This window comes from Bradyrhizobium sp. AUGA SZCCT0222 (assembly GCF_018130205.1).
In the GTDB taxonomy this organism is placed as follows: domain Bacteria; phylum Pseudomonadota; class Alphaproteobacteria; order Rhizobiales; family Xanthobacteraceae; genus Bradyrhizobium.
The window spans coordinates 31,236-56,129 of record NZ_JAFCLX010000042.1; the positions used below are offsets into that span (position 1 = coordinate 31,236).

The 24,894-nt window shown below is 63.6% G+C and carries 21 protein-coding genes; 12 read left to right on the plus strand and 9 right to left on the minus strand.

Translation table 11 applies throughout. The features are described 5' to 3' along the window. Positions 1-16: 16 nt before the first annotated feature. The 7 genes from JQ629_RS28245 to JQ629_RS28275 all read right to left on the minus strand — a co-directional run bounded on the left by JQ629_RS28245 (position 17) and on the right by JQ629_RS28275 (position 8,855). Entirely contained in the window at positions 17-1,522 is a 1,506-nt protein-coding gene (locus JQ629_RS28245) for a helicase HerA domain-containing protein (RefSeq protein ID WP_212415396.1), read from the minus strand. Between the two features lie 223 nt (positions 1,523-1,745). Next, on the minus strand, positions 1,746-2,381 hold the full coding sequence (locus JQ629_RS28250; protein ID WP_212415397.1) for a pyridoxamine 5'-phosphate oxidase family protein: 636 nt from the start codon (positions 2,379-2,381) through the stop codon (positions 1,746-1,748). A gap of 29 nt (positions 2,382-2,410) precedes the next feature. Continuing rightward, a complete protein-coding gene (locus JQ629_RS28255; RefSeq protein WP_212415398.1) occupies positions 2,411-3,712 on the minus strand; it encodes an ArgE/DapE family deacylase in 1,302 nt (433 codons plus the stop codon). Positions 3,713-3,779: 67 nt separating this feature from the next. Then, positions 3,780-5,450, minus strand: coding sequence for a dipeptide ABC transporter ATP-binding protein (locus tag JQ629_RS28260; RefSeq protein WP_212415399.1), 1,671 nt, complete (start codon positions 5,448-5,450; stop codon positions 3,780-3,782). Further along, complete coding sequence (locus JQ629_RS28265) at positions 5,447-6,280, minus strand: ABC transporter permease (protein WP_212415400.1); 834 nt, start codon at positions 6,278-6,280, stop codon at positions 5,447-5,449. The genes JQ629_RS28260 and JQ629_RS28265 overlap by 4 nt, the downstream gene beginning before the upstream one ends. Then, positions 6,280-7,281: an ABC transporter permease gene (locus JQ629_RS28270; protein WP_502753394.1), complete on the minus strand. Its 1,002-nt coding sequence runs from the start codon at positions 7,279-7,281 to the stop codon at positions 6,280-6,282. Before JQ629_RS28270 ends, JQ629_RS28265 begins: the two co-directional genes overlap by 1 nt. Continuing rightward, positions 7,278-8,855: an ABC transporter substrate-binding protein gene (locus JQ629_RS28275; protein WP_212415401.1), complete on the minus strand. Its 1,578-nt coding sequence runs from the start codon at positions 8,853-8,855 to the stop codon at positions 7,278-7,280. The genes JQ629_RS28270 and JQ629_RS28275 overlap by 4 nt, the downstream gene beginning before the upstream one ends. Positions 8,856-9,006: 151 nt before the next feature. On the opposite strand from JQ629_RS28275, the gene JQ629_RS28280 reads away from it, so the two are divergent. Both JQ629_RS28280 and ggt read left to right on the plus strand, forming a co-directional pair. Then, complete coding sequence (locus JQ629_RS28280; RefSeq protein WP_212415402.1) at positions 9,007-9,882, plus strand: AraC family transcriptional regulator; 876 nt, start codon at positions 9,007-9,009, stop codon at positions 9,880-9,882. A 266-nt stretch (positions 9,883-10,148) separates the two neighbouring features. After that, positions 10,149-11,846 (plus strand): gamma-glutamyltransferase, encoded by a 1,698-nt coding sequence (ggt, locus tag JQ629_RS28285; RefSeq protein ID WP_249135327.1) that lies wholly within the window; start codon positions 10,149-10,151, stop codon positions 11,844-11,846. Between the two features lie 197 nt (positions 11,847-12,043). On the opposite strand, the gene JQ629_RS28290 is transcribed toward ggt, so the two are convergent. Beyond that, positions 12,044-12,364 carry a MarR family winged helix-turn-helix transcriptional regulator gene (locus JQ629_RS28290; protein WP_312012324.1) on the minus strand — a complete coding sequence of 107 codons (321 nt, stop codon included), beginning with the start codon at positions 12,362-12,364 and terminating at the stop codon, positions 12,044-12,046. 338 nt (positions 12,365-12,702) lie between these two features. Between JQ629_RS28290 and JQ629_RS28295 the strand changes: the two genes are divergently transcribed. The 10 genes from JQ629_RS28295 (at position 12,703) to JQ629_RS28340 (ending at position 23,495) form a co-directional block, all read left to right on the plus strand. Continuing rightward, positions 12,703-13,980 carry an amidohydrolase/deacetylase family metallohydrolase gene (locus JQ629_RS28295; RefSeq protein ID WP_212415403.1) on the plus strand — a complete coding sequence of 426 codons (1,278 nt, stop codon included), beginning with the start codon at positions 12,703-12,705 and terminating at the stop codon, positions 13,978-13,980. 17 nt (positions 13,981-13,997) lie between these two features. Further along, on the plus strand, positions 13,998-16,400 hold the full coding sequence (locus JQ629_RS28300) for a xanthine dehydrogenase family protein molybdopterin-binding subunit (protein WP_212415418.1): 2,403 nt from the start codon (positions 13,998-14,000) through the stop codon (positions 16,398-16,400). Next, positions 16,397-17,233, plus strand: coding sequence for an FAD binding domain-containing protein (locus JQ629_RS28305; RefSeq protein ID WP_212415404.1), 837 nt, complete (start codon positions 16,397-16,399; stop codon positions 17,231-17,233). The genes JQ629_RS28300 and JQ629_RS28305 overlap by 4 nt, the downstream gene beginning before the upstream one ends. Then, positions 17,230-18,435: a xanthine dehydrogenase family Fe-S subunit gene (locus JQ629_RS28310; RefSeq protein ID WP_212415405.1), complete on the plus strand. Its 1,206-nt coding sequence runs from the start codon at positions 17,230-17,232 to the stop codon at positions 18,433-18,435. The genes JQ629_RS28305 and JQ629_RS28310 overlap by 4 nt, the downstream gene beginning before the upstream one ends. 77 nt (positions 18,436-18,512) lie before the next feature. Next, positions 18,513-19,667: an ABC transporter substrate-binding protein gene (locus tag JQ629_RS28315; protein ID WP_212415406.1), complete on the plus strand. Its 1,155-nt coding sequence runs from the start codon at positions 18,513-18,515 to the stop codon at positions 19,665-19,667. A gap of 72 nt (positions 19,668-19,739) precedes the next feature. After that, positions 19,740-20,612, plus strand: coding sequence for a branched-chain amino acid ABC transporter permease (locus JQ629_RS28320; RefSeq protein ID WP_212269167.1), 873 nt, complete (start codon positions 19,740-19,742; stop codon positions 20,610-20,612). Continuing rightward, entirely contained in the window at positions 20,609-21,655 is a 1,047-nt protein-coding gene (locus tag JQ629_RS28325) for a branched-chain amino acid ABC transporter permease (RefSeq protein ID WP_212415407.1), read from the plus strand. Before JQ629_RS28320 ends, JQ629_RS28325 begins: the two co-directional genes overlap by 4 nt. Then, positions 21,655-22,437: an ABC transporter ATP-binding protein gene (locus JQ629_RS28330; protein ID WP_212269165.1), complete on the plus strand. Its 783-nt coding sequence runs from the start codon at positions 21,655-21,657 to the stop codon at positions 22,435-22,437. The genes JQ629_RS28325 and JQ629_RS28330 overlap by 1 nt, the downstream gene beginning before the upstream one ends. Beyond that, positions 22,430-23,134, plus strand: coding sequence for an ABC transporter ATP-binding protein (locus tag JQ629_RS28335; RefSeq protein WP_212415408.1), 705 nt, complete (start codon positions 22,430-22,432; stop codon positions 23,132-23,134). Before JQ629_RS28330 ends, JQ629_RS28335 begins: the two co-directional genes overlap by 8 nt. 40 nt (positions 23,135-23,174) lie before the next feature. Further along, entirely contained in the window at positions 23,175-23,495 is a 321-nt protein-coding gene (locus JQ629_RS28340) for a Rieske (2Fe-2S) protein (RefSeq protein WP_212415409.1), read from the plus strand. Between the two features lie 137 nt (positions 23,496-23,632). Here JQ629_RS28340 and JQ629_RS28345 read toward each other — a convergent pair whose 3' ends face one another. Next, a complete protein-coding gene (locus JQ629_RS28345) occupies positions 23,633-24,508 on the minus strand; it encodes an alpha/beta hydrolase (RefSeq protein ID WP_212415410.1) in 876 nt (291 codons plus the stop codon). Positions 24,509-24,894 lie beyond the last annotated feature (386 nt).

A 24,894-nucleotide genomic window follows, 5' to 3' on the forward strand; every position in this document is an offset into this window, starting at 1 on the left:
GCGCTCGACCGTCACATCATAGAGCCGGGCTGCAGCCTTGCTCCGCCGGCAGTTCCTCGGCATTGGGGTCGCCCGGTGCCGTCGCCCAGGCCAGTTCGACGAGCGTCACAATCCGCCGACCTGCACCGTCGAGCTGGCAAACGATGAGGCCCTGCTCTTCGATGTAGGTCAGCAGACGCCGTGCACGGCGCAACGAATGTGAGCCATAGGCCCGGGCAATCGCTGCATCGCCCGGGCAGGGCCAACCTTCCTTCGCGGCGCGGGCGATCATCATGAAGACGCCCTGCATATCCTCCGGCAGAAGGGAGGCGCGGACCGAGACATCCTCCCAGCCGTCATCGTCAGCCATATCGGAGCCGAGCCCGGCGCGGGCGCGCGTCAGCATGCGACGGAAGTCACCCAGGTCCGGCACAGCCGAACCGAGGCCCTCTATTCGGCAGCGGACAACGAACTCCTGATAGAGGACGCCAATGGCACGGAACCCGGCGTCGGGTTCGGCCATGACGGCGCGCAGAATGCGGTCCACGCGCTCATGCCGCTCCGCCAGTGCCTCAGCGCTAAGCGGCTGCTCCACCGATTCGGGACGGATCTCCAGCGCCGCTGACTTCGCCGCCATGAGCTGGCCGAGGAGGTCGGGTGGCGACCGGCGCTGGGGCCGATTATGCTCGGGCGGCGGCGCTGCCAGGATGATGGCGTGTGCGTCCGATGTCGCTTCCGGCAGAGGCATCAGGCGCGGGGTCGCGTTGCGCGGCGTTGTATCCGTCGGACCAATGCGCAGCCCCAGCGGACGGCGAGACAGGGCCGGCCCCAGCGCCATGAATTGGCCGCGCTCCAGATCCCGGAAGGCCTCTGCCTGTCGCCGCTCCATGCCCAGCAGGTCAGCAGCGCGCGCCATGTCGATATCCAGAAAGGTTCGCCCCATGAGGAAATTGGACGCCTCGGCCGCGACGTTCTTGGCGAGTTTTGCCAGTCGCTGGGTGGCGATGATTCCCGCAAGCCCGCGTTTGCGGCCACGGCACATCAGGTTCGTCATGGCGCCGAGCGAGAGTTTGCGCGCCTCGTCCGAAACCTCGCCGGCGACGGCCGGCGCGAACAGCTGCGCCTCATCCACCACCACCAGCATCGGATACCAGTGGTCGCGGGCGGCCTCGAAAAGCCCGCCGAGGAAGGCGGCGGCGCGCCGCATCTGGTTCTCGGCGTCAAGCCCCTCGAGATTGAGCACCGTGGAGACGCGATATATGCGCGCTCGCTCGCCGGCGACCTGCAGGCCCCGCTCGGTATGGTCCTGGGCATCGATCAGGAGGTGGCCGAAACGGTCGGCAAGCGCAACAAAGTCGCCTTCGGGGTCGATGATGGTCTGCTGCACCCAGGGGGCGCTCTGTTCCAGCAACCGGCGCAGCAGATGGGATTTGCCCGAGCCGGAATTGCCCTGCACCAGCAGGCGCGTTGCCAGCAGTTCCTCAAGGTCCAGGTTAGCCGGGGCGCCTGCCGTTGTGTGGCCCATCTCGATCGCAACGGTCATGTCTCGACTCAAAGTCTCCCTGCGGAGGCGGGCTTAACAACCCGACCGCAGCCCGTCGAGCGCCCATTGGTCGGTTACTCACGTTCTCCACGGCTGGTCGAACGCTGGCATGGTCGTGCACTATTGGAAAAGACCGTCATCGTGGCCCACGCGATTCGATGTCTGGACAACGCGAAACCCAATATTGCTGGCAGAGCCGTCCGGGGTCGAGACACCTAATTCATCAATAGAGCCTCGTCCGGTAGCCTTCCTCCATGGTCTGCTCGGCCACTTCAACTGATATGGCCGCCGTCTGCTCGGCGATGATGCGGCCGAGGGTCGGGAAACTGTGGCGTTCGACCTGGGCTTTGGGATCCCACAATTTCGAGCGCATCAGCGCCTTGCCGCAATGGAAATAGCATTCATCGACATGGACCTTGAGCCCGATGATCGGCACGACGTTTTGCACCGCCAGCGGCGTCAGCAGGGCCGGATCCTGGGTGATCTCCGCCTTGCCGTTGATGCGCAGCGTTTCATTGATGCCCGGCACCAGGAAAATCAGGCCGATACCTGGCGAGGCCAGGATGTTGCCGAACGTGTCGACCCGGTTGTTGCCGCGGCGGTCCGGGATCAGCAGCGATTTGTCGTCGAGCACCGCGACGAAGCCCGGCGCGTCACCGCGCGGGCTCGCGTCGGCGTTGCCCTTGCCATCGCTCGATGCGAGGACCAGGAACGGGGAGAGCGCGATGAATTCGCGACAGAACTTGTCGAGATGGTACAGGACCTTCTTCTCGGCGAGCGGGCTTAGCTGCCCGAAATGCGCACGCAGATCTTCTGGCGTCCGGACCAAGGGCTTGCCGCCCGCGCCGTTGCTCTCCATGGCAGACCTCCTCCTGTCTTGTTGCGTTTTTACGCCACCTCGACACCGCACCAACCCGCGACGAACAGCGCCAGCGTCTTGGTGACCTTCTTCACGGATTCGAGTTCTACCCGCTCGTCGAAACCGTGCGCGTTTTCCATCCTGGCGCCGAAGCAGAATGCGGGAACATCGTAATCGAGCCCGTAGAAGCGTGTGTCGGTGAGGCCGGTGAAACAGGCGTCCTCGAGCGGGCCACCGAACACGGCCTCATACGCCGCTGATAGCACCGCCTCGCTGTCCTGCGCGCCGGTCACCTCATAACCCGGCGACAGGAAGCCGGACCAGACGACCTCAGGCGCGTTATCGGCAAGGAACGGATGGGTCCTGGCGGCCTTCGCGACGCAGGCGACGATCTCGGCCTGGCAATCGGCGATCGTCCAGCCGGGCAGGATGCCGATGCGGCAATCGACGTCGCACCAGGCCGGAACGCTCGAGGCCCAGTCGCCGCCCTTGATGATGCCGGGATTGAAATTGAGCGGATGTCTGACCTTGCCGAAAAAGCGATGGCTCCTGGCGCGCTCGTTCCACTCGGCCTCCAGTCCTTCGAGGGCCTGGATCAGGTGATAAGCGGCCTTGATGGCATTCGAGCCGGTGCCGGCGTGCGAGACGTGGACCGGCAATCCGCGAACCTTGAGGCGGAACCAGATCACGCCGACCTGGGCGCGCATCAGCTTCCCGTCGGTGGGTTCGGGGATCAGGCAGGCATCGGCGCGATAGCCGCGCTGGAGCGTGGAGAGGGCGCCGAGCCCGGTGCTTTCCTCCTCGATCACCGACTGCAGATGGATGCGGCCTTTCGGCGCTAGTCCCGCAGCCTTCAATGCATCGAGCGCGTAGAGCGCGGCGATGGTGCCGGACTTCATGTCGCCGGCGCCGCGGCCGTAGAGCCAGCCATCCTCGACGACAGGCCGGAAAGGTGGTCGCTTCCACATGTCGAGCGGGCCGGTTGGCACGACGTCGCAATGGCCCTGCAGGATCAGCGACCGCCCGGTTTCTTCGGCGGGCCTATAGGTTCCGACGACGGTACGGGCGCGCGAGAAATCGGTCTCGACCGGTCCATAGCCGGGCAGCGCCTTCAGGTCGTCCTGGTTGATGATCCAGTCGTCGACCTCGTAGCCACGCTGGCGCAGCAGACGCACGATCATGTCCTGGCACGGTGCTTCCTGGCCGCGCGTGCTCGGTATCGCCGAGAAGGCGATCGTGGTTGCGATCTGCGCCTCGAAGGCGGCCTCGACCGCGGCTTCGATGCGCTCGCGGGCGCCGGCGGGAAGGGGAATGACGTTGCTTTGCGACACGGGTCAGTCCTTGCAGGGTTTCACAACAAGATCGGCAGTGTGTCTCGGGAGCAGCATAGCGCTCTCATCATGCGAGCGCCTCGCGTTGTCGCGCGAAATTTGGCTGGTCGAAGAAGCGGCGCCCCGGTATCGCGTCGAGCAGGTCGCGCGTATAGGCCTCGCGCGGGTTGGTGAACACGGCCGCGGTCGTTCCTTCCTCGACGATGCGGCCATGCTGCAGGACGATGACGCGGTCGGCGATCTCGGCCGCGATGCGCAGATCATGCGTGATGAAGATCATCGCCAGCCGCATTTCGCGCCGCAGTTCGGCGAGCAGCGCCAGCACCTGTGCCTGCACCGAAACGTCAAGCGCGGATACGGCCTCGTCGGCGATCAGCACCTTCGGCCGCAGCGCGAGGGCGCGCGCGATGCAGATGCGCTGGCGCTGGCCGCCCGAAAATTCGTGCGGATAGCGATCGGCGGCCGAGGCGGTCAATCCGACGCGTGCGAGCAATTGCCGCGCCTGCGCCATCGCCTCGTCGCGTGCGGTGCCATAGGCCATCGGGCCGCGCGCCACGGCGTCGCCGACCTTCTGGCGCGGATCGAGGCTGGAGAAGGGGTCCTGGAATATGATCTGGAGACCGCGGCGCGCCTGGCGCAGCGCCTCGCCGCGGAGCAGCCGCAGGTCCTGGTGGCCGAGGCGGATGGCGCCGGAATCGGGCTCCGTCAGCCGCATGATCATGCGACCGAGCGTCGACTTGCCGGAACCGGACTCGCCGACAACAGCCAGCGTCTCGCCTTGATGCAGCGTGAGCGAAATGCCGTCGGCCGCGACCACTTCCCGCGGCGGCTGCAGCCAGCCGCGTTTAACGCGAAAAGTCTTGCGCAGCTCCACGACGTCGAGCAGCGGTGCGGCCTGCGATGCGGTCTCCCGGCTCTTCACATGCGCCTTCGGCACCGCGTCGATCAGTTCGCGGGTGTAGGGATCGCGCGGATTGCGCAACACTTGCTCGACCGAGCCGTGCTCGACGACCTTGCCGTGGCGCAGCACGACGACGCGATCGGCTACGTCGGCCACCACGCCGAAATCATGGGTGATGAGCAGCACGCCCATGCCGCGCTCGCGCCTGAGATCGTCGATCAGGCGGAGAATCTGGCGCTGGGTGGTGACATCGAGCGCGGTCGTCGGCTCGTCCGCGATCAGCAGCTCAGGCTGGTTCGCGGTGGCCATCGCGATCATGACGCGCTGGCGCTGGCCTCCGGAGAGTTCGAACGGATAGCTGTTGGCAAGCAGCGACGGGTTCGGCAGGCCGACCTGGGTCAGCAGCTCCTGCACCCTGGCCTTGATCGCGGCTGCCGGCGGCACCGGTTGCTGGTGCGTGAGGATCGTCTCCTCGATCTGTTCGCCGACGCGTTTCAGCGGATTAAGTGACGACAAGGGCTCCTGGAAGATCATGGCGGCTTTGCCACCGCGCAGCCGGCGCAGGGCGCGGCGATCGAGGGCGGCGGTATCCTGCCCGACCACCTTCACGGCGCCGGACACGATATCGACGCCTTTCGGTAGCAGCGAGAGGATCGCATGCGCGATCATCGATTTGCCGGAACCGGATTCGCCAACCAGGCAGACCACCTCGTTGCGCCCGATCGCAAACGACACGTCCTCGACCGCGAACGGCCGGTCGCCGCCTTCGGGCAGCGCAATCGAGAGCTTCTCGACCGAGAGCACGGATGCCGGGTCCTGCACGCTTGGGTTTGTCATGCGCGGCGCCTCGAGACGCGCGGATTGAGCACGTCGGAGAGGCCCTCGCCGAACAGGTTGATGGCAAGCACGGTGATCAGGATCGCGAGGCCAGGAAAGACGCTCATCCACCAGGCCTGCCGGATGACGGTGCGCCCGGCGCCGATCATGAAACCCCAGGACATCAGGTTCGGATCGCCGAGCCCCATGAAGGAGAGCGCGCTCTCCAGCAGGATCGCGGTCGCGACCGTCAGCGAGACGACGACGAGGATCGGCGAGATCGCGTTCGGCAGGATGTGTCCGAGCACGATGCGGGCCGTGCTCTCGCCCTGGCATAATGCGGCCTCGACAAATTCACGCCCGCGCAAGCGCAGGAATTCGGCGCGCGTCAGCCGCGCGAGCGGCGGCCAGCTCACCGCGCCAATGGTGAGGATGATGGTGAGAAGCGAAGGGCTGAAGGTCGCAACCAGCAGGATCGCCAAAATGAACGCCGGGACTGTCTGGAACAATTCCGTCACCCGCATCAGCACGAGATCGACTTTTCCGCCGAAATAACCTGACATGGCACCGATCACGACGCCGATCGTCATGGCGGCCAGCGCGGATGCGATGCCGATCAGCAGCGAGACGCGCGCGCCGTGCGCCACGCCCGCCGCGACGTCGCGGCCAAGCGTATCGCCGCCGAGCCACATCCCGTCCTCGCCGGGCGGCGTGAAGGGCGTGCCGTTCATCTCCCACGGCGAGACCGGGAATACGACAGGCGCCGTGATCGCGACGATCAGGACGATGATGAGCAGGACGAGCCCCGCCATTCCGCTCGGATGCCGCAGGAAAGCCTTGACTGCGTCCATCAGGCGGCTTCCGTCGTCATGCGCGGATCGATCAGGCGGTAGATCAGGTCGGTCACGAGGTTGAGAGCGATCACGATGACGGACAGGATCAGGAAGATGCCGAGCAGCACCGGATAGTCGCGCTGCAGCACGGCCTCGAAGGTGAGCCGGCCCAGGCCGGGCCAGGCGAACACGGTCTCGATCACGACCGCGCCGCCGACCAGTGCGCCCGCCTGCATGCCCGCGACCGTCACGACCGGCACCAGCGCGTTGCGCAGCATATGGCTGACGACGATGCGCGGGCGCGCCAAGCCCTTGGCCCGCGCCGTCTTGATGAAATCCTGGTGCGAGACCTCGATGATCGAGGAGCGCATCAGGCGGGCGTAGATCGCCAGATAAATCGCGGCGAGCGAAATGACAGGCATGATCATGTGCTTCATGATGTCAAAGATGCGCTCGATTGCCGTGTGCTTCGCGTTGATCGTCTCATAGCCGAACGGCGGCAGCCAGCCGAGCGTCACCGAGAAGACGAGGACGAGCATCAGCCCGAGCCAGAACACCGGCGTGGCGTAAAGCAACAGCGAGAGTACGGTAAAAACCGTGTCCGCAATGCTTCCGGCGACCAGACCCGCGAGCGCGCCGAGCGTCGTGCCGATCAGGAGCGCGAGACAGAACGCCGTCAGCGTAAGCAGCAGCGTTGCGGGCAGGCGCTCCAGGATGAGGTCGAGCACCGGCCGGCGCTGGCGATAGGAATATCCGAGATCCAAAGTCAGCACACGGCCAAGATGCGTGCCGAGCTGCACGAGATAGGGCCTGTCCAGCCCGTATTCCTTGCGCAGATCGTCGAGGATCTTGGGGTCGGCCGCGCCGGATTGCCCGGCCATGACCATGGCCGGATCGCCCGGTGCTGCGCGGACCAGCACGAAGTTGAAGGTCGCGATCACCAGAATGATGGCGACCAGCCGCACAATCCAGGCGGCGACCAAGAGCCCGATTCTTGCGGCGCTCCTGGTCCCCGTCACGATTTGTAGACCGAGCCGAAGGTCTCGTGGGAGCCGATCCCGGTCGTCACGATTTCCTTGAACGCCTTGTCGTAGATGATCGGGTATTCGAGCTCCAGGGTCCAGGCGACGGGCACTTCCTCGACCAGGATCTGCTGCACCTTGGAATAGAGCTCCTGCCGCTTGGCCTCGTCGAGCGCGACCGCGGCTTCCTCGAACAACCGGTCCACCTCGGGGTTTGAATAGCCCTGGGTGTTGGAGAACAGGATGCCCTTCTTGATGTTCGACGAGATGTAGGTGCGGGCGACGCCGAGTGCGGGATCGCCCAGTTGATAGAGCAAATTCTGCGTCATCTCGTAATCCCAGTTGCCAACCTTGTCGGCCCAGCCCGCCATGTCGGTGCCGACCAGAACGAGATCGATGCCGGCCTTGGAGAAGCTCTGGCGGAAGAACTCGCCGGCACGCTGATAGACCTCGCCATAGGGCGGCACGAGGTATTTGATCTCGGCCCGCTTGCCGTTGGCGCCGGGCTTCAGGCCCATCTCGTCGAGCAGCGCAATGGCCTTTTCGACCGAGAAATCGTAGCGCTTTACCTTGGGGTCGTAGAATTTGGTTTTCGACGAGATCGGACCGGTTGCGACCTTGGCGTTGCCGAAATAGACGCGCTTGTTCATCGCGTCGCGGTCGATCAGATGCATCACCGCCTGGCGGAACCGTTTGTCGTTCATCGGCGCGACGCGATTGTTCATCTCGAGCCACTGGTGCGGAGCGAAATATTCGTAGCCCTTGGTGGTGTATTCGAGGTTCTTCTGCGACTTGAAGCGCTGCACGTCAAAGAACTCGACGTCGGACCATTGCACGAGTTGGACCGTGCCATTCTCAAGCGCCAGCGCCCGCGAGGCGCTGTCCGGGATGATGCGGTAGATGATTTCGTCGAGATAGGGTTGGTCCTTGCGGTAGTAGCCATCGTGCCGTACGAGATGGACGTGCGAGCCGCGCACCCATTCCTTCAGCTTGAAGGGGCCGGTGCCGATCGCCTTGTCGTTCATCGGGTTCTTGCGGAACTCGGTTCCCTCGTAGATGTGCTTCGGCACAATTGGCGCCGAGGTGCAGTCGAAGCAGCCGAGGAAAGGCGCGAAAGGCTGCTTCAGCTTGAATACGACAGTCAGCGGATCAGGCGCCTCGGCCGACGCGACGCGCGCGAAATTCTGCCGCGCGCGGGGATGGGTCTCCGTCAGCACCTTCATGCAGCTGAAGACAACGTCCTCTGATGTCATCGGCTTGCCGTCGTGAAAAGTGATGCCCGGGAACAGCTTGAACGTATAGGTGAGGCCATCAGGCGAGATCTCCCACGATTGCGCCATACCCGGCATCGGCTTCAAATCGGCGCCGTATTTCAGCAGGCTCTCGTAGATCTTGCCGCCCAGTGTCAGCGTCGGCTGTTGCTGGTTAAATGCCGTGACGAGGATGGGCGGTTCGGGTTGGATGATCGTGTTGAGCGTGCCGCCCTTTGTCTGACCAGCCGCTCTGGTGATGCCGAGCGGGATGGCCGCACTGGCGGCCAGCATTGCAGCAGTGAATTCGCGCCTGTTCATGGACCAACCCCTTCGTTGCGGATTGCGCCATCGTGACGGAGCGCCGTATTCTGTGCTACACGACAGGGGACAGCGATCATCGCGATCGGGCCATCTGGCCCGGAAGATGCATTGCTGTGAGGAGAGCAGGCATCTCACATCAAGAGTCCAGATGAACATAAATGTAAGAGTCGGCACAGCACCGACCGGCGGCGACAGCCTTGAGCGCCCATGCCACAAGCGATGCGGACCGGTAGCCGCTGCGAACTATGCCGGCCATCTGCAGACGCAGAAGCGGCCGGTCGTCGCTATGGCAGCGACTTATCCCTCCGAGAGCACCAGCACGCGTCATGCGCACCGGCGAGGGCAGTTCATCCTCCAGACCGTCGGCGTCACCTCGATGATGACGGAACGCGGCAATTTCGTCATCCCGCCGGGGCATGGCCTGTGGATTCCCGCAGGAATCGTGCATCAATCGCGCGCCTGGGGCGATATCGAGGCCCAGACCATCTATGTCGAGCCGGATCAGGTGCCGAGCTACCCGGCGACGTGCCGCCTGATCCGCGTTTCGCCGCTGCTAGAGGCGCTGATGGATGAGGCTGTGCGGATGCCGGTGGATTACGACGAGGACGGGCGCGACGGGCAGCTGGTTGATCTCCTGCTAGGCGAGATCGGCCGGATGCCGGAAGTGTTGCTGCACGTGCCGATTCCGCTGGATCCGCGTCTCGCCCGGATCTGCGAAGCTGTGATCGCCGATACCAGCTCCGACCTCACCCTCGACGATTGGGCCGACCGCAGCGGTCTCAGCCGGCGTACGCTGACGCGGATGTTCCGTCGTGAGACCGGCCAGAGCTTTTCGGCCTGGCGCCAGCGCGTCCGGTTGCTGGAAGCGCTTGCCCGCCTCGGCGCCGGCGAATCCGTAACCAACGTCGCGCTCGATGTTGGCTATGACAGCCCGAGCGCCTTCACAGCGATGTTCAGGCGCGAACTTGGTGCCGCGCCGCGCAGCTACCTGCGGTGGGCCGACCAGGAGATTGTGTTGAGATAGCTGGGCACGGTCCGCCCGCGTTGCGAAATTTTGAATATTTCCAGACGCCAATTGTCGCCCATGCGGTGCTGCGGCGGGCGATTGACGATGCAGCCATTGTGACCGGTCTCGCGCTTCCGGTTGATGGCGGCTTCACCCCGCGCTAATCGGCTTCCCTCAAACGCACCGGCTTTCGCGCGGCGGCGTCGCGTGATAGGCGACACATTGCGATTGCTTCGCGGATGTGATCCGCAACGGCTGAAGTCATCAGGGAGACTCCCCAGTTCATGGCACAATGGCGAGACCGGACCACCAGTACCTTTGATTGCGAGAAGACACCGGTGTCCGCGTCGCGCGGCATGGCGGTGACCAATCATCCGTTGGCCTCCGCTGCGGCGCTCGAAATCATGGCGCAGGGCGGCAATGCGATCGACGCCGCAGTCGCCGCGCTGTTCACGCTGACCGTCGTCGAGCCGATGATGGTCGGTATCTTCGGCGGCGGCACCGCGGTGATCAGATTGGCCGATGGCCGCGAACTGGTGATCGATGGTCTTTCCACGGCGCCGGCGATGACGCGGCCGGATAGCTACACGCCGGTTTCCGATAAATGGCCGGACTATATGGAGACCGAGGGGCGAGCCAATCGCGTCGGCCCCAAGGCGATCGCGGTGCCCGGCAATCTGATGGCGTGGTGCGAGATCGCGCAACGTTTCGGCAAGCTTGATCTGTCGACGCTGATGGAGCCGGCCATCCGCCACGCGGCGCGCGGCTTTGAGGTGACGCCTTATCTCGCCACCTGCATCGAAGAAACCGCTGATGATCTGGCGCTCGATCCGGCCATCTCAGCGATATTTCTGCCGGACGGCAAGCCGCTTCGGGCGGGCAGCCGGCTCGTTCAATCCGATTATGCCGCAACGCTGCGCACGATCGCGCAATCAGGTCCCGGCGTCATATACGGCGGCGAACTCGGCCGCGCCATCGCGCGCAAGCTCGAGCAAGCCGGATCGTTCATCCGGCTGGAGGATCTCGCCAGCTACTGCACCGTCGAGCGGGAGCCGGTGCGCGGTACGTATCGCGGCGTCGAGATCATCGGTCCGCCGCCGCCGTGTTCGGGTGGTGTGCATACGATCCAGATTCTCAACATCCTGGAAGCCTACGATATCGCCGCCTCCGGCTTCGGCACGCCGCAAACGCTGCATCTGGTGCTCGAGGCGCTGAAGATCGCCGCCGCCGATCGCCGCGCCGTCACCGCCGATCCGGCATTTTTTGACGTCCCGATCGAAAGGCTGATCTCGAAGGATTATGCGAAACAGCGCCGTGCGGAAATCGATCCGCAACGCGCGGGCGCCTACACGTCGAAAGTGCTGTCGAACGAATCCGCCAACACCACGCATGTCACGATCGCGGACGGCGACGGCAACATCGTTACATCAACGCAGACCATCAACAGCCTGTTCGGCGCGCGTCTGGTGATTCCGGGAACCGGCATCATTCCCAACAACTACATGTTCCTGTTCGATCCGCATCCCGGCCTGGCGCTGTCGTTGATGCCGGGCAAGCGCATCACCAGCGGCATCTCGGCGCTGATCGGCAAGAAGGACGGCAAGCCAATATTCGCGCTGGGGCTGCCGGGTGCGCACCGGATTCCGTCCTGCGTGCTACAGGCGGTGCTCAACATCGTCGATCACGGCATGAGCGTACAGGAAGTCGTCGAGGCGCCGCGCGTTTTCAGCTGGGGGCTCGAGGCCGAGGTCGAACGCGGATTTCCGGAGAGCGTGCGGGCCGACCTCGCTGCGCGGGGGCACGATGTCGTTGCGGTCGATCATGTCGCTGGCGGCATGTGCGCCATCACCTTCGCGCCGGACGGGACGATGACAGGTGCGGGGTGCTGGCGCGCCGACGGCGTGCCGGCCGGAATCGGCGGCGGGCTGGCCCGCGCCAACACGTCGTTCTGGCCCGATCCGCGCCGGGCCAAACCGAGATAATCATCGAGTTTGGGGGACCGAATGGTGGACGTGATCGCGACCTGCGCGATCTTTTCATCGGCGAGCCTTGTAGGTGCTCTGCTGCTTCCTGCGCCATGGCGCCCGGCGGTCCTTGGGGCCAGCGGCCAACGGGGCGCAATGAGTGACTACAAATTATGCAGATCAAACTAAAAAGTCAGCAGATGACGCCGTGACGCTCAATCGAATATGGCAGAGGCGCTGTCATGATCGGAGTGTGCCGCCACGATACGCTGCATCATCTCGACGAATGCGACTTGCTCCCGTTCACTCAAATTGTCGAGTGTGGCGCGGTGTGCGGCGCGGGCCGAGGCCTCGATTTTTGCCAGGAGCGTCGTTCCCGCCGGGGTCAATTTGCAGAGCCGGGCGCGGCGGTCTTCGTCATTAATGGCTCGCTCGACAAAATTGCGGGCCGCCAGTCGCTTCAGCGCTCCGGTCGTCGTCGTCCGATCCAGCGCGATATCGGCCGCCAATGTGGTCTGATCGGCGGTTTTCCGCACCGCAAGCGCCGAAAGCAGGCTGTATTGCAGCGGTGTGATCTCGAACTCGCCGCACGCTTCCTGGAACAGGGCGACATGGATCTGATGCAGCCGCCGGATCAGAAATCCCGGTCGCTGTGACAACGGCCACGGTCGGTGTTTGGTCTCGACGCGACGCCTTTTTGCCTTTTGCAACGCACTCTCCCAGCCCCCGGCACCCGGCGCGGGTTATCCGATTCGAGCGCCGGCGCCATGATTAATCATGGCATGCGCTTTGCTTTTGTAAAATACGAAGTATGCTTCGTATCTCGACAGGAGAGCGGGGATGAACTCCGCCGGCCGAAACACAGGAGATCGCTATGTCTATCAGCGCCAGCTTCGACCAGCTTCTGCGCGGCGGCCGGGTGATCTGCCCGGCCTCAGGCATCGATGGCATCCGTGACGTCGCCATTCGCAGTGGCAAGATCGCGGCCGTGCAGCCCGATATCCTGCCGACCAGCGCCAGAGAGGTGATCGACGTGACTGGCAAGCTGGTATTGCCGGGTCTCATCGACACGCACGCACATGTCTATCAATACGTCACCGGCCGCTTCGGCATGAATGCCGATATGGTGGGCGTGCAGTCCGGCGTGACGACGTTGGTCGATCAGGGTGGTCCGTCATGCATGACGTTGCCGGGCTTCCGGCACTTCGTCGCCGAGCCGGCGAAGTCGCGCGTTTATGCGTTCCTGTCGGCCTATCTGGTGGGCGGGCTCGAGGGTCATTACTATCCCAAGCTCTACAGCCCTGATGGCGTCGACATCGACGCCACGGTGAAGTCGGCCACGTCCAATCTCGACATCGTTCGCGGCATCAAGGCTCATGCCGAGATCGGTGGTTTCGCGCGCTGGGGCATTCGCGTCATCGAGATGGCGTCCGAGATCGGGCGCCGCGCCGATCTGCCGGTCTATGTGCATTTCGGTCAGCTTTGGGGCCTGCCCGAAAGCGGCACCAACGGCGAAGACGTCGACACCATTCTGGAGCGCGTAATCCCCTTGCTGCGCGAGGGCGACGTGCTGGCGCATCCGTTCACGCGCCATCCCGGCGGTTTCGTCAACCGTGAGGGTGAAGTGCATCCCGTGATCCAGGCGGCGCTGGATCGCGGCTTGAAGGTCGATGTCGGTCACGGCAGCCACTTCTCCTATCGTCTCGCCAAGAAGGCGATTGCCGCGGGCATTATTCCGACGACGCTCGGAGCGGACATTCACGGCTACAATACCCACGTGCCTCAGCCTGCCGGCACGCCGGACCAGCACGAGGATGACGAGAATCATCCGTTTGCGGGTCAGGCCAAGTTCAGCCTGGTCCAGGCGATGAGCTCGATGATGGCGCTCGGCCTCACGCTCGAACAGATTGTGCCGATGGTCACCTCGAGCCCGGCCAAGATGCTCGGCCGTGCTGACGAAATCGGAGCCCTCAAGGTCGGCAGGGATGCGGACGTCTCGGTCATTGGACAGCGTACCGGACGATTTGTCCTTTCTGACAACGAGAAGAACGAAGTCATCGCCGAACGCCTGCTGCAGCCCGCGTTCTGTCTACGTGCCGGTACGCGATATGACGCGATCGCGCCAATTCTGCCTCAGGCGGTTGCGGCGTAACGAGGCAGCGTCAGCCGATCGAGGAGAACGCCACAGTGCGCAATGAGCGCGATTTTCCCTCCGCGGACGGTGCGGGCGCCGGACAAGGCGTCGGCGCGCGGTTGCCGCGCAAGGAAGACGACCGCCTGATGCGGGGCCGAGGGCGGTTCGTGGCTGACATTCGTCTCGCCGGGCTCCAGGACGTTGCGTTCGTGCGTAGTCCTTTGGCGCATGCGCGGATCCGCGGAGTACGGGTGCCGGAGCAGCATCGCGCCAGCGTCTTCACAGCGGCCGATCTGGTCGGCGTCAATCCGATTCGTGCCGTGTCAGCGCTGCCGGGCTTCAAGATCTCGGAGCAACCGGTACTCGCCGCCGGCAAGGTGCGTCAGGTCGGCGAACTGGTTGCGATGTGCGTCGCTCCGACGCGTGCCGAAGCCGAAGACATTGCGGCGGCGGTGATGCTTGATCTCGAGCAGCTTCCCGCCGTCTATGACATGCGCAAGGCGCGGGAACCGGATTCGGCCCTGGTACACGAGCATTGGGGCGACAACGTCTTCCTCGAAACCAACTTCGAAGTGGACATCTCGTCCGCACTAGATGCGCCGATTAAGGTGTCGCGGGAGATATCGACCGCGCGGCAGTGCATGTCGCCACTCGAGGGGCGCGGCGTCGTCGCGACCTTCGATCATCGCCTCGATCAACTCACGCTCTATTCCGCCGCCCAGATGCCGCATATCACGCGCAGCGGTCTGGCCGAATGTCTCGGCATGGAGCAGGGCCAAATTCGCGTCATTTCGCCAGATGTCGGCGGTGGCTTCGGGCACAAGGGAATCCTGCTGCCGGAAGAAGTCTGCCTTTCGTGGCTGACGATGCGTTGTGGCCATCCGGTGCGCTGGACGGAGGATCGCCGCGAACATCTCACTGCCAGCTCCAACTGCCGCGAACACCATTACAAGATCACCGTCTATGCCGATCGCGACGGGCGGCTGCGCGGTATCGATTGCGAAGCGACCGTCGATTCCGGCGCTTACTCCTCCTATCCGTTCTCGGCGTGCCTCGAGGCGGCGCAAGTCGCCAGCATCCTGCCTGGCCCTTATTTGATGCCGGCCTATCGCTGCCGAACCTTTTCGGTCGCCACCAACAAATGTCCGATCCTGCCTTATCGCGGTGTGGCCCGCACCGGCGTTTGTTTCGCGCTGGAGCTGATGCTCGATCTGGTCGCGGCGGAGGCGGGGCTGGAGCCCGGCGAAGTGCGCCTGCGCAATCTGGTGCGGCCCGAGCAGATGCCGTTCGACAACATCACCAAAAAGCACTTCGACAGCGGCGATTATCCCGAAGCGATGCGCCGCGCCTTGGCGTCTATCGACGTCGAGGGCGTGCGCGCACGTCAGCGCAAGGGCGAAGCCGACGGCCGCCTTATCGGCGTCGGCGTTTCCATCTATTGCGAGCAGGCCGCGCACGGGACGTCGGTCTATGCCGGCTGGGGCATTCCGATGGTGCCCGGTCACGAGCAGGCGTCCGCGCGGCTAACGCCGGACGGTGGCCTCGAACTGCGGGTCGGCGTGCATTCGCATGGGCAGGGCATGGAGACGACGCTTGCCCAGGTCGCGCACGAGATGCTGGGCGTCGATGTCGCAAGGGTGCGCATCATCCTTGGCGACACCGCGATGACGCCGTACTCCACTGGCACCTGGGGCTCGCGTTCGATGGTGATGGCAGGCGGCGCGGTCGCAACCGCGTGCCGCGAATTGGGAGAGCGCGCCAAACGCATCGGCGCCAAGCTGCTGCAGCATGATCCAGCGGCGGTGGTGCTGCAGAACGGCGAGGTTCAGGGCGTCAACGGTAGCGTTACCTTGAAGGAAATCGCGCACACCTGGTATCGCCGTCCGCAGGATCTGCCGCCCGATGTCGATGCGGGCGGGCTTGAGGTCACATCCGGCTACAAGCCGCAGCGCGATTCCGGAACTTTCAGCTATGCCGCGCATGCCGCGGTGGTCGCGATCGATCCCGATCTCGGCGAGATCGAAATCCTCGATTACGTCATCGTCGAGGACGGCGGCGTTCTCGTCAATCCAATGGTGGTGGACGGCCAGATCTATGGCGGCTTGGCCCAGGGCATCGGCACCGCGCTGTACGAGGAGATGCCGTTCGATGCGGCGGGGCAGCCGCTGGCGACGACGTTAGCGGATTATCTGTTGCCCGGTCCGACCGAAGTGCCTGCGGCGCGTCTCGATCATATGGAGACACCGTCGCCCTATACGCAGTTCGGTGTGAAGGGCATCGGCGAGGGCGGTGCGATCGCTCCGCCCGCTGCGATCGTCAACGCCCTTAACGATGCACTGCGGCCGCTTGGTGCCGAACTGATGCAATCACCCGTTACGCCTTACCGTGTCGTCGAGGCGATTCTGGCGGCGCGCGACGCAGAAAGGCCGGCGGCATGAAACCGGCTCCCTTCGGCTATGAACGCCCGCGCGATTTGCAGGCGGCACTCGCCCTGTTGGGCGGGGCCGAAGTTTCCACCAAGATCATCGCCGGTGGCCAATCGCTGGGTCCGATGCTCAATCTGCGGCTCGTGGAGCCGCAGATGATCGTCGACATCTCCGGGCTTGACGAGCTCAAGCAGGTCGATCGCCGCGGCGACGAACTCGTGCTCGGGGCCTGTGTTACCCACGCTGACATCGAGGATGGACGCATTCCCGATGTTACGCGTGGCGCCATGCAGGGCGTTGCCGGTAACATCGCCTACCGCGCGGTTCGAAATCGCGGCACGGTTGGCGGATCCCTCAGCCATGCCGATCCTGCGGCAGACTGGGTTTCCGCGCTCTCGGCGCTGGGCGCGAAACTGACGCTGCGAAGCCTTGCTGGCGCCCGTACGGTCACGATGGAGGAGTTCATCGTCGGCGCGCTGGAATCGGCGCTGCGGGTTGGTGAGATCGTGGAGACGATCCATGTTCCGGCGAGGCCGGCATCGGCGCATTGGGGATACGTCAAGAGTTGCCGCAAGACGGGCGAGTTCGCGCATGCGATCGGCGCGGTCCTGATCGATCCGAGCGTCGCAACCGCTCGCGTCGTCATCGGCGCGATCGATGCTGCGCCGATCGTCATCACGAATGCGACGGAATTGTTCGGCGGGCGCATTGCCGGTGACTACAAGGAGCGCTTCGACGGGCGTGTGGCTGATCTCCTGCTGGTGAAGGCAGGCGTCGCCAACGCGGCACATCGCCATATTCACGTGAATGTCCTGAAGCGCGCGGTCCGCGAGGCCGCCGCATGAACATGATCGCACTTTCCGTGAACCAGCGTGCAGTGCAGGCTCTCGCAGAGCCTCGTACCAACCTTGCGGATTTCGTCCGTGAAAAACTCGACCTGACCGGCACGCATCTCGGTTGCGAACACGGCGTTTGCGGCGCGTGCACGGTGCTGCTCGACGGCGTGCCGGCGCGCTCGTGCATCACCTATGCCGTTGCCTGCGAAGGGGCGGAGGTCACCACAATCGAAGGCCTCGATGAGGACGATGTTACGTCAGAGCTTCGCTCGGCCTTCACCCGCGAGCATGCGCTGCAATGCGGCTACTGCACGCCGGGAATGCTGGTGTCCGCGCGCGATCTCGTGCTGCGGTTGCCGCAAGCCGACGAGCGCCAGATCCGTGTCGGCTTGAGCGGCAATCTGTGCCGCTGCACCGGCTATGTCGGCATCGTGCGGGCGGTCCAATCCGTGATCGAGGCGCGACGTGTACGCAACATTCCACCCGAACCGGGTGGAGGACGGAAGATCCTCGGGCCCGTCGGCTCGGGCCGAAGCCTGGATCGCGGTACCGATCTCGATGAACGCATGCGGTCGGTCGAAACCGAACAAACCTCGCCCGGAGGAGCCAGTTCGGTCGATTCGATTCCGGACTTCATCCCCGCCACTGTCCTCGAGCAGCAGTTCAGCGTCGCGCATCCGCCCGAACGGGTGTTTGCGATGTTCGGCGACATCGCGGCTGTCGCAGCTTGCCTTGCTGGCGCGTCGTTGACGGCGCCACCGAAGCCGGAGCGTGTCGAAGGGGAAATCCGGGTCAGGATCGGCCCGATCACCGCGACGTTCTCGGGCGCCGCGCGCGTCGAACGCAGCCCGGGCGATATGTCTGGCCGCATCGTCGGCATCGGCAACGACCGGCGCAGCCGGTCTTCGACTCAAGGCGAAATTCGTTATCGGCTGGTGCCGACCGAACAGGGGACGCGAGTCGATCTTTCCATCGGATACACGCTGACGGGAATGCTGGCGCAGGTCGGAAGGCCAGGGCTGGTGCGTGATCTCGCGGCGCGACTGATCGCGGGATTTGCCGGCAATCTCGACCGCCGGCTGTCGGGCACATTGCCGGCAGATGCCGTTGCGGCCGACCTGAACGGAATGACGCTGGGTTTCAGTCTTTTGCGCGAGCGGGTTGCGCGCTGGTTTGGTCGTTTCTCGTCCAACAAGGACGGAGCGGCTTGAGGGATTGACGTTCCGCGCGATGCGGAGCGGCGAGTTTGGACTGCGGATGGATTAACAGCGTCAGATTGGAGAACCACATGACACGGACGTTCAGAATTGTTCCAGCGATTGCGCTGGCGGCTGCTTTGCTGGGTGGCACCGCCGATGCCCAAACCATCAAGATCGGGGTGAATGAACCGCTCACAGGCGCATTCGCTGCTTCCGGTACCTATGTCGTCAACGGCGCCAAGATCGCTGCCGACGAGATCAACGCCAAGGGCGGCATTCTCGGCAAGAAGATCGAACTCGTCATCGAGGACAACAAAAGCAATCCGACGGAAGCGGCCGCCGTCGCCGAAAAACTGATCACCAGCGACAAAGTGCCGGTCCTGATGGGGGCGTGGGGCTCGAGCCTGACGCTGGCCGTGATGCCCAAACTGATGGAGTACGAAGTGCCGATGGTGGTTGAGACCTCATCGTCGGGCAAGATCACGACGACGGGAAATCCCTATGTCTTCCGTATCTCGCCGCCGTCGGCGATCGAGGCTGCCGCCTTCAAGGGGATCGTCGACAAGCTCGAACTGAAGAAGGTCGATTTCCTCATCATCAACAACGACTGGGGACGCGGCACTGCTGAGGATTTCAGCAAGATGATGAAGGAAAAGGGGATCACGGTCGGCGTCGTCGAGACGATGGACCAGGGTGCGCAGGATATGAGCGCGCAGCTTTCCAAGCTCAAGGGCACCGATTCCGAAACCATCATCGTGACGACGGCGGTGGACCAACTGACGCTGATCTTCAAGCAGGCCGCGGCGCTGGGCCTCAAGAAGCGCATCATCACCACTGGCGGCTCGCAGAATCCGGATCAGATCATCGCTCAGGCAGGAGCCGCCGCCAACGGCACCATGCACCTGACGACCTTCCTGCCCTGGTTCCCCGACAAGACGCCGAACCCGGAGGCGACCAACTACTTCATCGCCGAATGGAAGAAGCGCGGGTTCGACTTCGCCGGCTGCACCGAGAGTTTTCGCGGCTATGACGGCATTCGCACCGTGGCAGCCGCAATCGAGAAGGCGGGCAAGGCGGAGCCCGCGGCGATCAAGGCGGCTATGTGGGATATCAACATCAAGGGCCTGAACGGCGACATCGTGTTCCGGAAATCCGGCCCGGCTGGCAAGGAAAGCGGCCAGAGCCAGCCCAACGTCTATCTGATCGAAATCACCGACGGCAAGATCGGCATGAAGACACTTTGACGTCAAATTGCTGACCGGCAAGGGCCGCGGCGAACCCGCGGACCTTGCTGCGTCGGATATTTGGGAGCCACCTTGAGCGAGTTTCTGCAACATCTGATCAACATGCTGGTCCTTGGCGGCACCTATGCCCTGCTGGGCATCGGACTGACGTTGATCTTCGGCATCATGAACGTCGTGAACTTCACGCATGGGGTGCTTTATACGTTCGGCGCCTACATCATGTTCATCGTGGTGCATCAGCTCGGGGTTAACTTCTTCTTGGCGCTGCCGCTCGCCGTGGTGGCGGGCTGGCTGCTTGGCGCGGCGATCGAGCTGATATTGCTGCGGCCGCTGCGCGGCTCCGATATCGACACCACCATGCTTGTCATGATCGGTGCCTGGATCGCGATGCAGTCCGGCGCCCTGTGGATATGGGGCGGTGTGGCGAAATCGGTGACGACGCCGTTTCCCGAGGCGCCGCTGGTGCTCGGTCCGGTCTCCGTGTCCTGGCTTCGGCTGTTCGTGCTCGCCGCAGCAGCCATGCTGATCGTCGTCACCTATCTCCTGATCAACAGGACAAAACTCGGCTGCGCAATGCGGGCGACGTTTCAGGATCATGACACCGCTTCGCTGATGGGCGTCAATGTCGACATGATCTACACCTCGACCTTCGCGATCGGTTCGAGCCTGGCGGCCGCGGCCGGTGCGCTGCTGGGTCCGGTCTACGTGATTTTCCCGCAAATGGGCGATCTCGCCGCCGTCAAGGCGTTCGCGATCGTCATCCTCGGCGGGCTCGGCAACATCACCGGCGCGGTGATTGGTGGTTTCATCCTGGCCTTGGCGGAAGAGCTGGGCGCCGGCTACGTTTCGTCGGGATATCGCGATGCGATGGGCTTCCTGATCATCATTGCGGTTCTGATCTTCAAGCCGACCGGACTTTTCGCGCGCTCGGAGCGCGTCGGATGAGAACAGTGGTCGCTATTCTGACGGTCGTCGCGTTCGCATCCGTGCCGCTGTGGCTACGCGATCCGTACCTGATGAACGCGTTGATCACGACCGGTATCTTCATCATCGGCGCGATGAGCCTCAATCTGCTGCTCGGTTTCACCGGCCAGCTCAGCCTCGGCCACATCGCGTTCTTCGGTATTGGCGCTTACGTCAGTGCCCTGACGTCGCTTGGTTTCGACGCCGGCTTGCCCTTCGGCTTCCGTATTGTTCACGAACCCTGGCCTCCGATCATCGGTTTCGTGCTGGCGATCATCATCGCCGGCTTGTGCGGCTATCTCGTCGGCCTGCTATCGTTTCGTGTTCGCGGCGCGTACTTTGTCATTGTGACGATTTCCTTCGCCGAAGTGGTCCGGCTGGTGGCCCTCAACTGGGTCGAGCTGACGCAGGGACCGCTGGCGCTGACCAATATTCCCTCGATCACGATCGGAATGTCGGGTCTTGGAGATCTTACCCTCCGCACCAAGTTGCAGAATTACTACCTCGTGCTTGCTGTCGCGGTTATCGCCTATGTGCTGATCTCGCGCCTGGTCCATTCACATTTCGGCCGCGCCATGCGCGGGCTGATGGAAAACGAAACGCTGGCGGTGTCTGTCGGCATCGACGTGACGAAAACGCTCACGCTGGCGGCAGTGATCTCGGCGGGGATCGCCGGAGCGGCGGGCAGTCTCTATGCGCACTACATCCGCATTATCGATCCCGAGGTGTTCGCCTTCATCAATACCGTGACGATGGTGATCATGGTCATCACCGGCGGCAAGGGCTCGCTGGCCGGTCCTGTCGTTGGCGGCATGATCTTCGGACTGTTGCCGGTGTTCCTGCGCCCGATCATGGCGCCGGAGGCACAATGGATCGCCTATGGCGGCGTTCTGATCGTGATCCTGTTTGTATTGCCGCGCGGCATCGTGCCATCGCTGGCGCAGCGATTTGCGAAACGGCGGAACCGGGTCGAAGCGGTGGCACCGGTTGCCTTCGTAAAGCGCGACGCCAAGGAGCATGCGTGATGGCGGCTCCGGCGACGGCATTGAAAGTCGAGCAAGTCGCCGTGAGTTTTGGTGGGCTCGTCGCACTCTCGGACATGAATTTTACGGTCGGCGAAGGCGAGATCGTCAGCCTGATCGGGCCCAACGGCGCCGGCAAGACCACGGCGTTCAACGTTGTCACGGGCTTTCTGGATCCAACCCATGGCGCCGTGAGCTATCGCGGAACCGCTCTCAACGGTCTGAAGCCGCATCAGATCGCCGATCTTGGATTGATCCGCACCTTCCAGCGCACCAGTGTCTTCCCGAACGACACGGTTTACGACAATTTGCTGGTCGGGCTGCATCGCCAGGGCAGGGTTGGCCTTCTCGAAGCCATTCTGGGCCTGCCGCGCGCGCGGTCTTCCCAGCGCCGTTTGCGCGAACGCGCCAGCGAATTGATCGAACGGGTGGGCCTTGAACGCCGCGCCAACGATCTTGCAGGGTCGCTGTCCTACGGCGAACAGCGGCTTGTCGGCGTGGCGCTGGCGTTGGCGGCCGAACCGTCGATGCTGCTGCTCGATGAACCGGTCTCCGGCATGAACGCCTCGGAAACCCACACCTTCGTGCAACTGATCCGTAACATCAGGGATCGCGGTGTCACCATCCTGCTTGTCGAGCACGACATGCCGATGGTGATGAGCGTCTCGGACCGCATCGTGGTGCTGAACTACGGCCGGATCATCGCCGAAGGCCCGCCCGAAATGATCCGGAACAATGCGGCCGTCATCGAAGCCTATCTCGGCCAGGGAGCGGCGCGTGCTTGAGATCCGGGACATGGTCTGTGGCTATGGCGGCGTCACGGCGCTGCGCGGCATTTCGCTGGAGGTCAAGGCCGGACAGCTCGTCGCCCTGATCGGCGCCAACGGCGCTGGCAAGAGCACGACGCTGCGCGCGATCTCCGGACTGGTTGCGCCGCGTTCGGGGTCGATGCTGTTCGAAGGCAAGGACATTGCGGGTGCCAAGCCGCCGCGCGTGGTGGCCGCAGGAATCGCGCATTGTCCGGAAGGGCGGCGCGTATTTCCGCATATGACGGTCGAGGAAAATCTCGACATGGGCGCCTATCTGCGCACCGGCTCTGCCGAGATCGCGGCGGACCGCGACCGGATCTATGGCGATTTTCCGCGGCTTGCCGACCGCAAGCGGCAGGCTGCCGGTACCTTGTCGGGCGGTGAGCAGCAAATGCTGGCGATCGGCCGGGCGCTGATGTCGCGGCCGCGGCTGATCATGTTCGACGAGCCTTCCCTTGGACTGGCGCCCAACATCGTCGAGCGGACTTTTGCGATCATCCGCGGCATCCGCGACGCCGGAACGACGGTTCTGCTGGTGGAGCAGAACGCGTTTGCGGCGCTCGAAATGTGCGACCACGCCTATTTGCTGGAAGGCGGCCGTATCGTTCTCTCCGGGCCCGGCGCAGAGATGATCGAGAACGAGCACGTGCGAAAGGCTTATCTTGGCGGATGAGCAGAACCAAACGACGGCCTTGTCAGGCGACGAAAAATGGATGCCGGTCTGCGGTCTCAGCCGGTTGATTTCACAAACGATCGTCTGTGCCCGTGTGACCGGCGTCGATCTGATCCTGGTCTGGAACGAAGGTCGCGTGGTGGCCTGCGAACGAATGTGCCCGCACGAACAGGCCGACCTCAGTCTCGGGCGCCTGTCCGGAGGACGCTTGTGCTGCCCCCGTCATGCGGCCTCGTTCGATCTGCGCAATGGCCAGATTTCCTACGGCTGGTCGAGCCGGCCATTGCGGATCTACCCTGTCCGGATCGGAGACGATCAGGTCTGGATCGACGCCGGGGCGATCAGATCGCCGGCGGCGTAGAGCAGGGCCCAGACACAAAATCGCGAAAACAACCCCATGCAAAGTAGAATGGGCCCCGGTTCGCCGTGTGCTGCTTGTGTTCGGGCACAAGATGAAAAATGGCCCGTCGTCACGGGCCAACCCAATCTCATCCCGCTTTAATCGACCAGCTTTCGGGCGATATCGACGAGCGCGCCGTCAGGACGACGCAGCTCGCCGAGGATGCTGAAATGGTCTACACCTTCGATCGGGACCAGCCTGCCTGGCGCGCCTGCGGCCACGCGTGCTTCGTGAAGCTGGATTGAATCGAAAACCAGCGCCGGCAGTTCGGCCGAACCGTAGGCGATATCGAGCCGTTTATGGACAGCGGGCAGGCGAAGCGGCGACAATTGTGCCACTTCCCGGTCGGTCAGCTTCAGCGCGTTGTTCAGACCGGTATCGCGGATCGGCGCGAGATCGTACACGCCCGAAATCGCCAATCCCGCCGCGACGCGCGGGTGATCGAGCGCCATGGCGACGAGGTGGGCGCCGGCCGACCAGCCCGAGAGGATAACGGGACCGGAGATGCCGTATGCCGCTCCGTTTTGCGCCAGCCAATCGAGCGACTGGGATATCTCCGCCACGATCTGGGTCAACGATGCGTCGGGCGCCAGCGAGTAGCCGGGGATGGCAACCGACCAGCCATGCGCCGCGACGCCTTCGACGAGCATGGCAAATACGTCGCGTGCGTTGCGCTGCCAGTAGCCGCCGTGCAGGAACACCAGGCAGGGGGCTGTCCCTTCGGTCGCCGGATAGAGATCGATCTTCGTCCTTTCGCGGTCGCCATAGGGCACATCCAGAACCGATTTGCGGCTGGCGCGCAGCGCTTCGGAAGCCTGGTTTCGTTCAGCGATCAGCGCCGCGCTGTTCTTTACCGCTGCATTGTTGTCATAGGCAGCGTCGCGCTCGGCTTGCGAAAGCGTGGCCCAGTTCAGCCGGGGATCTGAAGACCTGTCGTTCGTCACTCTCGTATCATTCACACAAATTGTTCCCATTGCCGACGCTTTCTCCTCGGTCAGTATATTCGCGCGGCCGGTCCCAGCAACCGAACTTGCCAAGCTCGCTGATTACGATCGTGCAGATAATCCAACCGACTTCTCTACGTCCCACCCAAAATGGCGCGCGGATTACGGGTCCCGTGCACCGAGAGGTCAACCGGGTACGAATGTGCGCAATTTGGTCTATTTTGGGCGCGCACGTCCGCTATTCATCTCCATTGAGAAAGCAAGATAAGCTACTGAAATGGCGAGGCTATCGCTTTCCGTCCCCCCATGATGGATTGGAGCGAGAGTTAATCTTCTCGAGTGGTTAGAAGGCGGACGTGTGCACGATGCCTGCACCGGGAGATCAAAGAAAATCCAGCGACAACCAGCGTCAGCAG

Bases quoted from the DNA above. Each gene is read 5' to 3' on its own strand.
- JQ629_RS28280 (WP_212415402.1), top strand. From the start codon at position 9,007: ATGAACATAAATGTAAGAGTCGGCACAGCACCGACCGGCGGCGACAGC.
- JQ629_RS28265 (WP_212415400.1), bottom strand. From the start codon at position 6,280: ATGGACGCAGTCAAGGCTTTCCTGCGGCATCCGAGCGGAATGGCGGGG.
- JQ629_RS28345 (WP_212415410.1), bottom strand. From the start codon at position 24,508: ATGGGAACAATTTGTGTGAATGATACGAGAGTGACGAACGACAGGTCT.
- JQ629_RS28295 (WP_212415403.1), top strand. From the start codon at position 12,703: ATGTCTATCAGCGCCAGCTTCGACCAGCTTCTGCGCGGCGGCCGGGTG.
- JQ629_RS28245 (WP_212415396.1), bottom strand. From the start codon at position 1,522: ATGACCGTTGCGATCGAGATGGGCCACACAACGGCAGGCGCCCCGGCT.
- JQ629_RS28325 (WP_212415407.1), top strand. From the start codon at position 20,609: ATGAGAACAGTGGTCGCTATTCTGACGGTCGTCGCGTTCGCATCCGTG.
- JQ629_RS28330 (WP_212269165.1), top strand. From the start codon at position 21,655: ATGGCGGCTCCGGCGACGGCATTGAAAGTCGAGCAAGTCGCCGTGAGT.
- ggt (WP_249135327.1), top strand. From the start codon at position 10,149: ATGGCACAATGGCGAGACCGGACCACCAGTACCTTTGATTGCGAGAAG.
- JQ629_RS28275 (WP_212415401.1), bottom strand. From the start codon at position 8,855: ATGAACAGGCGCGAATTCACTGCTGCAATGCTGGCCGCCAGTGCGGCC.
- JQ629_RS28340 (WP_212415409.1), top strand. From the start codon at position 23,175: ATGCCGGTCTGCGGTCTCAGCCGGTTGATTTCACAAACGATCGTCTGT.
- JQ629_RS28315 (WP_212415406.1), top strand. From the start codon at position 18,513: ATGACACGGACGTTCAGAATTGTTCCAGCGATTGCGCTGGCGGCTGCT.
- JQ629_RS28305 (WP_212415404.1), top strand. From the start codon at position 16,397: ATGAAACCGGCTCCCTTCGGCTATGAACGCCCGCGCGATTTGCAGGCG.
- JQ629_RS28310 (WP_212415405.1), top strand. From the start codon at position 17,230: ATGAACATGATCGCACTTTCCGTGAACCAGCGTGCAGTGCAGGCTCTC.
- JQ629_RS28250 (WP_212415397.1), bottom strand. From the start codon at position 2,381: ATGGAGAGCAACGGCGCGGGCGGCAAGCCCTTGGTCCGGACGCCAGAA.
- JQ629_RS28260 (WP_212415399.1), bottom strand. From the start codon at position 5,450: ATGACAAACCCAAGCGTGCAGGACCCGGCATCCGTGCTCTCGGTCGAG.